The 12,093-nt window shown below is 46.7% G+C and carries 9 protein-coding genes; 7 read left to right on the top strand and 2 right to left on the bottom strand.

Annotated features, from left to right (window positions below):
• Positions 1-564 (top strand): ABC transporter permease subunit (locus AC1DUA_RS11750; RefSeq protein WP_477499926.1); only part of this gene is annotated, 564 nt, incomplete at its 5' end.
• 17 nt (positions 565-581) lie between these two features.
• The gene (locus tag AC1DUA_RS11745; protein WP_477499925.1) at positions 582-1,466 is read left to right on the top strand and encodes a carbohydrate ABC transporter permease; all 885 of its coding nucleotides are present in this window, start codon (positions 582-584) and stop codon (positions 1,464-1,466) included.
• 90 nt (positions 1,467-1,556) lie between these two features.
• On the opposite strand, the gene AC1DUA_RS11740 is transcribed toward AC1DUA_RS11745, so the two are convergent.
• Entirely contained in the window at positions 1,557-2,387 is an 831-nt protein-coding gene (locus AC1DUA_RS11740) for an AraC family transcriptional regulator (protein WP_477499924.1), read from the bottom strand.
• A gap of 128 nt (positions 2,388-2,515) precedes the next feature.
• On the opposite strand from AC1DUA_RS11740, the gene galA reads away from it, so the two are divergent.
• Positions 2,516-4,888, top strand: coding sequence for a beta-galactosidase GalA (gene galA, locus AC1DUA_RS11735; protein WP_477499923.1), 2,373 nt, complete (start codon positions 2,516-2,518; stop codon positions 4,886-4,888).
• A gap of 155 nt (positions 4,889-5,043) precedes the next feature.
• Here the strand turns inward: galA and AC1DUA_RS11730 are convergent, their stop codons facing one another.
• Positions 5,044-6,036 carry a LacI family DNA-binding transcriptional regulator gene (locus tag AC1DUA_RS11730; RefSeq protein WP_477499922.1) on the bottom strand — a complete coding sequence of 331 codons (993 nt, stop codon included), beginning with the start codon at positions 6,034-6,036 and terminating at the stop codon, positions 5,044-5,046.
• Positions 6,037-6,430: 394 nt separating this feature from the next.
• Here AC1DUA_RS11730 and AC1DUA_RS11725 point away from each other — a divergent pair, with 394 nt between their 5' ends.
• The 4 genes from AC1DUA_RS11725 to AC1DUA_RS11710 all read left to right on the top strand — a co-directional run bounded on the left by AC1DUA_RS11725 (position 6,431) and on the right by AC1DUA_RS11710 (position 12,069).
• Positions 6,431-7,699, top strand: coding sequence for an ABC transporter substrate-binding protein (locus AC1DUA_RS11725; RefSeq protein WP_477499921.1), 1,269 nt, complete (start codon positions 6,431-6,433; stop codon positions 7,697-7,699).
• A gap of 73 nt (positions 7,700-7,772) precedes the next feature.
• Positions 7,773-8,666 (top strand): carbohydrate ABC transporter permease, encoded by an 894-nt coding sequence (locus tag AC1DUA_RS11720; protein WP_477499920.1) that lies wholly within the window; start codon positions 7,773-7,775, stop codon positions 8,664-8,666.
• A 148-nt stretch (positions 8,667-8,814) separates the two neighbouring features.
• The gene (locus AC1DUA_RS11715) at positions 8,815-9,399 is read left to right on the top strand and encodes a carbohydrate ABC transporter permease (RefSeq protein WP_477499919.1); all 585 of its coding nucleotides are present in this window, start codon (positions 8,815-8,817) and stop codon (positions 9,397-9,399) included.
• 51 nt (positions 9,400-9,450) lie between these two features.
• A complete protein-coding gene (locus AC1DUA_RS11710) occupies positions 9,451-12,069 on the top strand; it encodes a GH116 family glycosyl-hydrolase (RefSeq protein WP_477499918.1) in 2,619 nt (872 codons plus the stop codon).
• Positions 12,070-12,093: the final 24 nt, after the last annotated feature.

Genomic DNA, 12,093 nt, shown 5'->3' with positions numbered 1-12,093 from the left:
GTTTATTTACCGCACTTTTTATCATGGGTTATTCTTTCTGGCATTTTACTTGATATCTTGTCCTATAAAGGACCTGTTAACGGACTATTGGGTTTCTTCGGAATCAGTCCTACCCTGTTTTTCGGGAAAGCGGAATTGTTTCCTTTTATCATCGTTGGTAGTGATGTTTGGAAAGAATTTGGCTTTAACACCATTATATTTTTGGCGGCTTTAACGGGAATTAACCCTTCACTGTACGAAGCAGCTGCGATTGATGGCGCTACGCGTTGGCAGCGATTGCTTCATGTCACACTTCCCGGCATCATGACAACAGTCATTTTACTTTCTGTGCTTAGTTTGGGGAATGTCTTAAATGCTGGCTTTGACCAAATTTTCAACCTTTACAATCCACTTGTGTATTCAAGCGGAGACATTATTGACACTTGGGTCTATCGGACAGGTCTACTGAATCTGCAGTATGGACTGGCAACGGCTATGGGGCTTTTGAAATCCGTCATTAGTTTCGCGTTAATTACCACTTCCTATGTTCTAGCCGCTAAGTTTGCAAATTATCGTATTTTTTAATATAAAGGAGCAGGATTATGGTCAGAGAAACAACAATAGGCTCCAAAGTGTTTGATCTTTTCCTAATCGTGCTGTTGGTTGGCATCGCTCTCTTGTGTGTGCTTCCGCTATGGTACACTTTGGCTGTTTCGTTAAGCGACAATACAGCAGCGTCTTCGGGGCAGGTCAGCTTTTGGCCGGTTGGATTTAACTTAAATTCCTATCATGAAATTATGGGCGACAGTAAATTCTTCAATTCCTTCTGGATTTCGATACAGCGCGTTGTTCTGGGATCGAGCCTTAACTTTGTTGTTATCGTGCTGCTGGGTTACCCATTATCCAAAAATGCGAAGGATTTGCCGTTCCGCAATGTGCTGATGTGGATTTTGGTTTTCRCCATGTTATTTAACGGCGGCTTGATTCCTTGGTATCAAACGGTTAAATCACTAGGTTTGATCAATAATATTTGGGCACTTGTCCTTGGAAACAGTGTTCCGATATTCAGTGTGATTCTGGTCATTAACTATTTCCGGAATTTGCCCAAGGAACTAGAGGAAGCAGCACTCGTCGACGGTGCAGGTCCTTGGTATATGCTTGTAAAAATATTCATTCCACTGGCCGTGCCTGTACTGGCGACTGTGACCTTGTTCAGTATCGTTTATCACTGGAATGAGTTCTTTAACGGTCTGGTGTTGATGTCGAATGCGGATCATTATCCGCTGCAGACTTACATTCAACAGCTCGTTGTTATTGTGGATGCCAATACGATGACAGCGGAGCAAATTCAGAAGATGAGCGAGCTCTCGAATCAGACGTTGAATGCGGCTAAAATCTTTATTGCAATGATCCCGGTGCTTGTCATCTATCCGTTCCTGCAGCGCTTTTTCATTCATGGGATTACGCTTGGTTCTGTGAAAGAGTAATGAGTTCGAACTGACAACTAAACTTAACTAATAAACGGCTGACTCTGTAGGAAATACCAGAGTCAGCCGTTTTTCTGTTGCATGGCGTCATCACCGCAGTTCATGCTGCTTTCGAAACTCTTTCGGTGTAATGCCCTCGATTTTTTTGAATACTTTAATAAAATAGCTGGGGCTTTCGAAGCCGACTTTTCTGGTAATCGTCTGGATCTCCCACTCTGGGAATTGCTGAAGAAATTCCTTTGCTTTATGAATACGGAAGCGGTTGATGTACTCGAATGGTCTTGTGCCGAGCGTTTGTTGAAAGAGAACACACATATAATGAGGCGTTACCGATAGGAGATTGGCTAAATCAATTAATGTGAGCGGCTGGTCATAGGAGTTCTCTATATAGTCAATCACCGGCTTTAAATGCTCATATTGCTCTTGATTGGAGCGGGTATCCGAAGTGGATGTATACCTGAACAGATCGAGCAGCAAGCCGTAGAGAAGCTGAGATCCCTCGTAGCTTGAGCCGTATTTCCGGACGTTGAACATATGATTAATTTCATGGATACGGGACTCGAACACCTCGGGTTTCGTGATAAAAAGCACAGAAGATTCAAGGAATTGCATAGATTGGAGGAGTTCTCCTGCGAAGCTGCCATTAAATTCTACCCATTGCACGGTCCATGGCTCTGAGAGCGGGTAATAACGGTGCGGGACCCCGGGATACAGCAGCATGCCTTGTCCCTTGGAAATGGTGAGGGATTTCCCTGCCATTTCTAGTACTCCCTGGCCATTCAGGCATTGAATCCATTGAAATGCCTTGTAGCCATCTTTTCGGGAAACCTGAGGCTGATGAGTCCAACTCCCGGTTGAGACAATATAGAGGGGCAATCGAAAATCGATATCCGTTAATACGTTCCAGTAAAAAGGTTTCATCTGCATCACTCTCAATAATATTAATATTGTTATATTAACATAAATATCATTGGATTGTTCGCTGATTAATAAATACATATAATTATCAATAAAATTATACCAAACTAAGAATAGAAAGAGGTTTACTAATGGAACATCAACAATCTAGGAGTAGAGAGTGTTTTGACAGGGACTGGTTTTTCCACAAAGGTGATATAGACGTGAAGTACGCTGTAAAAGCGGGGATGACAGGCGGTATTACGGACAATGGCAAGCGGGAGGAAGGGGAATGGCTTGAGATTGCTTACGCAGACAAAGAAACAGCGGAGACAGCCCTCCCTAAGGATTGGAGCCGAATAAACATTCCCCATGATTATATCGTGGAAGGAGATGTGGTGAACGATCCGAATTTGGGAAGCCGTCCTGCCAGCCATGGATATTTGCCAATGGGGATCGGATTTTATAGGAAAATGTTCGCTATACCGTCGTACGACGAAGGGAAAAGCATCAGCATTCACTTTGATGGTGTTATGGGGGTAAGTACGGTGTGGTTGAACGGGCATCTGCTGGGCACCCATGATAGTGGCTACACCAGCTTTCATTATGATATTTCAGATGTCCTTCGATACGGAGAAGAAGGTCATAATGTCATCGTCGTAAAAGTGGACGCTACGCGGTGCGAAGGTTGGTGGTATGAAGGCGGCGGCATTTACCGGCACACGTGGCTGCAAAAGACAGACCGGCTGCATGTTGGCCACTGGGGAACATATGTCACTACGCCTGTAATAACAGAACAAACAGCGGAAGTTGTCATCCGCACAGTTGTACACAACCAATATGAGGAAGATCGGGTATGCGAGTTGATTTCCACTATTGTGAATGCGGAAGGTGCAAGAATCGCTTCACAATCTGTTCAAGTCAGCGCACCTTGGCTGACTAAGCGGGAGACAGAGCAATCTATCTCGGTATCTGATCCCCAGCTGTGGTCGCCTGAACGTCCTTATCTGTATCGAGTAATTTCGGAAGTTTCCATGGACGGCAGCGTGGTAGATGTCTATGAAACGGTCTTCGGCATTCGCACCATCGCATTTACGCGAGATGGTTTTTTCCTGAACGACAAACCGGTGCTTATCAAAGGTACCTGCAATCACCAGGATTTCGCTGGTGTCGGGGTCGCCTTGCCAGATCGGCTAATTGCTTACAAACTAGAGCTGTTGAAAGAAATGGGCTGCAATGCGTATCGGAGCGCACATCATCCGCCAACCCCGGAATTGCTCGACATGTGTGATAAATTGGGCTTGATGGTTATTGATGAGAATCGGCTCCTGGATAGCACGCCCAAAGGGATTGCTGATCTGGAAAGTTTGATATTGCGAGATCGCAATCATCCTTCCATCATCATATGGTGTATGGAAAATGAAGAGATTCTTGAAGGCAAGCGCATGGGAGCGCGCATTCTTCGATCAATGCATAATGTGACTCGCAGACTGGATCCAACTCGGCCAACGCTCGCGGCGATGAATCACGGCTGGAATAACGGGACGTACAGCGAGCAGGTAGATATCGTCGGCTACAATTACGGTCAGCGCAAAAAACAAGATAGATCGGATCACAAGTCCCACCCATCCCGAATCATGATTGGAAGTGAAAGCGCAAGCAGTACGACGACCCGAGGCATTTATGAAATCGATATGGAAAGAGGCTACTGCCCGGCGTATGAAGGGATCTACATGCCCTCATGGTCCTGTACGGTGGAGAAGGCTTGGAACGATGTGCTTAAAAACCGGTTTCTGACCGGCGTGTTCCTCTGGACGGGTTTCGATTATAGAGGGGAGCCAACGCCGTATACATGGCCGTGCATTAGTTCTCATTTTGGCATCATGGACACGTGCGGCTTCCCGAAAGATGTTTATTATTATTTAAAATCCGTTTGGACCGATGAGCCGATCGTTCACGTATTGCCGCATTGGAATTGGGCCGAAAAAGCGGGTGAACCTATTGATGTTTGGGTCTATTCCAATGGAGATCAGGTTGAGCTTACGCTGAATGGACGCAGTTTGGGCTTCAAGAGCATGGTCAAAGCCGGTCATTTGGCATGGTCAGTGCCGTATGAGTCTGGCGAGCTGATTGCTACGGCTTACAAAGACGGCGGCATCTTCGCGGTAAAACAGGTTCAAACCACGGGCGTCGCAGCTCACATTCATATGGAGGCGGACCGAACAGTGCTTCAAGCAGACGGGACAGACGTGGCTGTTATCCGTGTATCGATCCGCGACGAGCAGGGACGCGTTGTGCCTATCGCAGATAACGAGGTTATTTTCGCGGTAGAAGGGGCTGGAAGCATACTCGGAGTTGGCAATGGGAACCCGAGTAGTCATGAGTCAGATAAGGCGAATAGGCGCAGAGCTTTTAACGGGTATTGCCTTTTATTGGTTCAGAGCGCTATGGTTACAGGAGGAATCATAATCACCGGAACTTCGGCTGGCTTGCCTGCTGCGAAGCTTTCGTTGATGTCACGATAAGGAATGGAGCGAACACAGATGTATAGACATGAACGACACGACATCGACCGGAAAAGCGTTACGGTCGATGTTTATCCAGATCCGACCAAGTAAAACCGTTGAAGGCAGATTGCACATCGCAATCTGCCTTTTATTTCATCCACTAGCTAGTCAGCTTACAACGACACGGACTCCCCTTGCAGAACATGATGGTCGATCAATGTCTCAGCCGGTACTTCATCATCGTTAATGCGACGAATCAGCAGATCAGCAAGTTTCGTTCCGATTTCGTTCACATTATAATCCACCGTCGTAAGGGAGGGGTTAATATATTTCAGAAACTCAATATTATCGAAGCCCATGAGGCCGACCTGGTCAGGCACGCGAATTTTACGGGATTTTAGCCATTTCAGAACTTCCAAGGCATATACATCGCTTGAGCAGAGGATGGCGCATTTGCTGTCGGTGGTATCCATCAGCGTTTCTAATTCAGCCAAGTATTGCTTATGCCCGATGACAGTAAACTGCATGTCGGGAATATCTGCACAGGCTTGGATAAAACCTTGATAGCGCTGCTCAGGCACATAAATATTTTCTTTGCCTCTGCGCATCAAGGGAGGGCTTAAATAGATAAGATGGCGGTAGCCTTGGTCAGCAAGAAAGGTAACAGAGTCACAGATCGCCTGTTTATCGTTAATCCAAATATAAGGGAATGGACCGGATAGACGGTTGCCGAACGTTACAATAGGTGTGCGCGAGCGAAGGAGAAAGGACTCGAACTTCTTGCTGTCATTCGCCGGCAGCAGGGCAATTCCGTCGACTCGACGATCTAACAAGTTGTTGATATATTCCAATTCAAGCTCCTTGTCTCGATTGGAAAGCACCAGATATACGATATAACCTCGTTTCCRGGCCTCAGCCTCGAAGGCATGGAAGAGTTGAGAGAAAATTTGGTTGTGGATGTCGAATAATACGATGCCAAGTGTTTTTGTATGACCTTTTACAAGGCTCTGAGCCAAGAAATGCGGCCGGTAGCCAAGCTCTTCAGCGACGCGCATAATCTTCTCGCGTGTGTCCGGATGGATGCCGGGACGGTTGTTCAACGCGCGATCTACGGTCCCTCTGGTAACGCCGCACAATTCGGCGATTTGTTTGCTGGTAACGTTCATTGGAATGGACCTCCGTGAAAAGCCTATAGTGGTCTAATCGTAGCTTAACTGAGCGTGCAGGTCAATACCCGTGCTCGTGAACGTAAAGGGAATACGTGAATATAGGCAATAGGAACGAATTTTAATTAAAGCGTTTACAAAACAAAACTTATTTGTTAAGATGAGTTCGTTCACGTGCACGACGTAGGTGAGCGGAGCTCCAATGCTGGATTAGCCGAAGTAGGGGACGCCCTTAGCGGCGAGGTTGCTTTGTTGCAAATTTTTTTAGTCTTAACCGTGCACGTGCACGGGAATAGCATTGGACCATGAATCACAACGTAGAAAGGCATCAGGCCGCACCGGCTATGCCAATCCGGGAGCGCGGCGTCACATTCTGCTAAGGATGGTGTCCTGTATGAAAAAGGTTTGGGTCTTCTTATTAATTTTTGCACTTGGGTGGTCACTAGTCGCATGCAGCTCTAATTCAACAACAACCTCATCGAAATCAAGCAAAGCCGAATTAACATTAGTTTGGAGTAAAAATGAAGCTACTGATGAGCAATTATCGAATATTTTGGCTGAATTTAATAAGCAAAACCCGGATATCACTGTCAAAAGGGTGGAAGTCGTCAGTAGCGGCTGGGCTGACTATTTCAATAAAATTCAGACGATGATCGCTGGCGGCAAATCGCCTGACGTCATTCGCGTTGCGATCGAAGGCATTCAAATGTTTGCGAAGCAGGATTTGCTTCTCCCGTTGGATACATACATGAAAGCCGATCCGGCTGCACTGGACAATTATAATGATTTGCATCCGAAACTGCAGTCGCCCTTTGTCATCGACAAAAAAACGTACGGTTTTGTGTGGGACTGGAACAATGTCGTGATGCATTTTAACACGGATATGCTGAAGCAAGCTGGCTTGTCTATGCCGAATAAAGGCTGGACGAAGGATGATTTTCTCCAATATGCGCAGAAGCTGACCACGGAAAAAGACGGCAAAAAACAATACGGATTTGCGATTCCGAATTATTATTTTGGCGCTTCAGCTTGGTTGTTCAACAATAACGCAAGTGTTCTGAATGACGACATGACAACCAGTAAATTAGACGATCCGAACGCCATCGAAATGATGCAGTTTTTCCAGGATCTCATTTATAAATATAAAGTTGCGCCAGTTCCAGGGCCGAAGGATGACCAAATTCAGATGCTCATGAATGGTCAGGTGGCGATGATTTCTGCCGGGAAATGGCCATTCGGCACGTATGACAAAAATAAATTCACGAATATCGATGTGCAATTCTTACCGACACTCAAGACGAACAAAGTAATCTTTGGTTCCGGGGCATTCCCTGTCCTCAAATCGACCAAATATCCGGAAGCCGCCTACAAGCTCTCAGCTTTCCTGAGCGGCGTTTACTCACAGAAAACGACGCTTTCCAATACTTCTATTCCTACACGTATTTCCGTCATGAACGAAGTTCTGCCGAAAACACCAGCACAGAACTGGAAGGTGTATGCGGAAAGTGCCGATATCGCCAAAGCGGTAGAAGCACCTATGCAATATGGCGAAATTCAAGGCGTATTCGACCGCCACGTATCGGAGATTCTGTCTAATCAATCCGATGCGGCGACAGCCATGAAGAAAGCGAAACAAGAAATCGACGCTATCCTGAAAAAATGACGCCGAATCGCTGGCAGCCTGTAGGCGATCCACCTGGATCGCCTGGCTCCACGGTTCATGAGAGGAGTCTAGCGTGGGAACTTACCGTAAGATGTCCAATACTGTTGTCGGCTTGTTATTTCTGGCGCCAGCTTTGCTATTTTTTGTGCTTTTTATTGGCGAGCCAGTTGTGGCTACTCTTTATTTAAGTTTTACGAAATACAACGTCATTACGCCAGCCAAATGGATCGATTTTGACAATATCAAGCATTTGTTCGCAGATGATCGCTTATGGCTAACGTACGGAAATACGCTTAAGTATGTACTGATTTTAACCCCTATGCATGCGATTCTAGGTCTAATGATTGCTTTAGCGGTGAATCGAAATATCGGCAAAGGGTGGAAATATTTGTACCGTACGATTTTCTATTTCCCCGTACTCGCGACTTCTGCTGCGGTTGCGGTCGCCTGGCAGTTCATCTTCAGCAAGGATTTCGGTATATTGAATTTCATGTTAGGTAAATTAGGCGTCAGTCCTATTGCCTGGATGCAATCTCCACAGTGGGTCTACGTGGCTGTAGCGATATATAGCTTTTGGAAATTTATCGGCAATGCGTTCCTGTATTACTTAATTGGACTGCAAAGCATACCCGCTGCTCTATATGAAGCCGCCGAAATTGACGGAGCGAATAAAACACAGCGCTTTTTCTCCATCACACTGCCTATGCTTTCGCCAACGATTTTCTTTGTCTTAGTGACAACTTTGATTGGTGCGACCCAAATCTTCGATGAGCCATACCTCATTACATCAGGCGGACCAGGAGACGCTTCCCGTTCAGTGAATATGTATATTTATGAAGTGGCGTTCCAGCATCATGAGATGGGGTATGCTTCTACGCTTTCGCTCAGTCTATTCTTAATCATACTGTGTGTAACGGTCTTTCAATTTTCTATTAGTAAGAAATGGGTCAACTATGATAGGGACTAAGAGAGGAGTTGATATAAGTGGAGGCTTCCAATCTTCAGGCAGCAGGGGCTGGGACTAAAACGGGCGTCATGCGGGGATTTAAGCCAGGACGTATTCTACTCGATGGCGTGCTGCTGCTCTTATCCTTTCTCATGCTGACCCCATTCCTTTGGATATTCTCCACCTCGCTGCGGTTGCCAAAAGACTCGTTTTCGCTGCCGCCTGCCATCTTTCCGACGCGCTATTTCTCATTTTTCTTTCCGGGCTGATGATTCCGGGACAAGTAACGATCATCCCGCAGTTTATTCTGATGTCGAAGCTGGGTCTCGTCGACACGCATCTGGCGCTTATTTTGCCGGGACTCATTAATCCGTTCGGTATTTTCATGATTCGGCAGACGATGATGTCGATATCGAGCGCGTATGATGAAGCCGCATATATGGACGGAGCCAGCCGTATTTGGGTGTTTCTTAAGGTCATTCTGCCGATGTCCTATCCAGCGGTGGCCGTCACTTCGGTGATTAGCTTCATCGGGCATTGGAATGATTTCTTCCGGCCGCTGATTTTTCTGAATTCATTTGAGAAAATGACGCTGCCAATCGGTATGACCGCATTAACCGGAGCGTTTGGAACCGGGAACCTTTCTGCCATCTTGGCAGGGGTGACATTGTCGCTCATCGTGCCGCTGCTTTTTTACATATTCGGACAAAAATATTTGCTCGATGGCATTACGGCGGGTGGACTTAAAATGTAAGGAGCACAAGGAACTATTTATCTAACATGAGGAATTTGAGGAGGCCGTCATATGAGTACGAATCAGTCAAAAAATGAACAGTTTGGTATGGAGAAAAATTTTGTGTATACAGGTGCCAAAACGAGTCAAATCTCATTTCCGCTTGGTGGTATTGGGACGGGCAGCATTGGTCTGGCCGGGAATGGGCGGCTGATCGATTGGGAGATTTTCAATCGTCCGAATAAGCTGAGCTTTAATGGATTTTCCTTTTTTGCTGTAAAAGCGGAGCGTCAAGGCGAGGTGATTCTGACCAAAGTGTTGAACGGGGATCTGCAAACGCCTTATACCGGTGAAGGAAAAGGGAAGTTTGAAGGCTATGGCTACGGGCCTAGACGTGAGAATATGTCTGGATTCCCGCATTTTAAGAATACGTCGTTTCGTGGTGAATTCCCGTTTGCAGAAATGACGTTCGATGATCAGGATGATCCCATCCACGTCAAGTTGACAGCCTTCAATCCATTCATCCCGTTGAACGATCGCGATTCGTCGATTCCTTGCGCTATTTTCGAATATGAAGTGACGAACCGCTCCACGGATGAATTAGATCTGAGTGTGGTAGGCAACTTGACGAACCCTCTTCGCAAAGGAGCGATTAACGAAGCCACTGAGGTAGATGGACGAAGAGCAATTCGGATGTCTTCCATCCAGTACACAGAGGATGAAGCGGACTTCGGCGATTTGACGCTGCTTGCCGATCATGATGACGTCAGCTATCAGACGTACTGGTTTCGTGGGAGTTGGTTCGACAACTTGACTGTGTTTTGGAAGGATTTTCGCCGGCCAGGCCGCTTTCAGGAGCGATACTACGAGGCGTCAAGTGAATTAGATCCGAGACGAGTGCATGAAAAGCACCAGGATGTCGGCTTGCTGAGTGGGCATCGTACCGTACCTCCGGGTGGTAAAGCAACATTTCGTTTCATTCTTACATGGAGTTTTCCGAATTATGTTAACTTCTGGAATCCAGGCGGCGATCAACTACCTTCATGGAAAAATTATTATTCGACGTTATTTCAGGATTCTACCGATACAGCTAAATACGTGATGACTAACTACGAGCGGTTGCATGCGGAGTCGCGAATGTTTAAGGATACGTTATTCGGGTCCACCTTGCCTGATACGGTTGTTGATGCAATTAGCAGCAATATTTCTATTTTAAAATCTCCTACTGTACTGCGTTTAACCGATGGGACCTTGTACGGGTTTGAGGGTGTACATACGAATGAAGGCTCCTGCGAAGGCTCTTGCACACATGTATGGAATTACGAGCAAGCGACAGCTTTCCTGTTCCCGGCTTTAGCACGTTCGATGCGGAAGATCGACTATACCTATGCCCAGTTTGAAAATGGGAAAATGGCGTTCCGCCTCATGCTGCCAGCAGAGCGGACAACACGCGATAATAATTTCAGAGCCGCTGCTGATGGGCAAATGGGGGGCATTATTAAGTCGTATCGCGAATGGAAAGTGTCCGGCGATACAGAGTGGCTGCGATCTCTGTGGCTAAACATTCGCAAAGCGCTTGAGTTTGCCTGGGAGCCAACCAATGAAGACCAATGGGATGCCGACAAGGACGGCGTTATGGAAGGGCGGCAGCATCATACGCTCGATATGGAGTTGTTCGGCCCGAACTCCTGGCTGACGAGCATGTACTTGGCAGCTTTGAAGGCGGCAGCCGAGATGGCGAATGCGCTGGGTGAGCCAGAAACAGCGGCGGAATACGATGCGATCAGGCTCAAAGGATCGGCATGGACGAATGAGCATTTGTTTAATGGACGTTATTTCCATCAAATGGTCGATCTCAAAGACCGTTCCGTGCTCGAAAAGTACGGTGCAGAAACGGTGTACTGGAATGAAGAGGCAGGGGAGCATAAATATCAAATTGGTGAGGGCTGCGGCATAGATCAGGTGCTTGGCCAGTGGTTTGCTCATTTGGTTGGCATAGGTTATGTGCTGGATTCTGAGAAAGTAAAACGTGCGGTTCAATCCATATATGAGAACAATTTTATTGAAAATTTGGGCGACCACCCGAATGCTTGCCGCATTTACGGGTTAAATGAGGAGGCCGGTCTTGTCATCTGCTCGTGGCCGGATGCGAACTCTCCGATTGTGCCTGTTCCTTACGCGGAAGAGTGCATGAATGGCTTCGAATATCAGGCTGCCTGCCATATGATTTATGAGGGATATGTGACAGAAGGGCTGCGTGTGGTGAAGGCGATTCGCGACCGGTATGACGGCGAACGCCGCAATCCGTGGAATGAATTCGAATGCGGCAGCAATTATGCTCGCTCCATGGCTTCCTTCGGATTACTGCTTGCTCTGAGCGGATTCGAGTACGATATGGTCCAAGGCCATGTTGGCTTTAGTCCGAAATGGCAGGAAGACGCATTCAGCAGTTTTTGGAGTTTGAATGACGGCTGGGGTGAGTTCCGCAGATCAGCTGGACAGCTGGAGCTGGAGGTTAAGATGGGGAAACTGGCGTTAACCAGCTTCGGAAGTGAATTGTTGAAGRGGCGCGACATTCAGAGCGTTATGCTTGGAGGGGAAGAGGTAGCGGTAGTCTGTTCAGAGGGGAAAATATTATTTAAAGAAAAGATCACTCTTGATCCGCAATCAACCCTTGTCGTAAAGTTTTAGTATTAAGGTAGGTGACTCATATAT

Source organism: Paenibacillus sp. 01T422, from assembly GCF_056398785.1.
The sequence above is the reverse complement of the archived record's forward strand: the minus strand, read 5'-3'. Positions and strand labels throughout refer to the sequence as shown.

What these genes read in the sequence shown, in the direction of transcription:
- AC1DUA_RS11740 (WP_477499924.1), bottom strand. Translation starts at nt 2,387, where the DNA reads ATGAAACCTTTTTACTGGAACGTATTAACGGATATCGATTTTCGATTG.
- galA (WP_477499923.1), top strand. Translation starts at nt 2,516, where the DNA reads ATGGAACATCAACAATCTAGGAGTAGAGAGTGTTTTGACAGGGACTGG.
- AC1DUA_RS11725 (WP_477499921.1), top strand. Translation starts at nt 6,431, where the DNA reads ATGAAAAAGGTTTGGGTCTTCTTATTAATTTTTGCACTTGGGTGGTCA.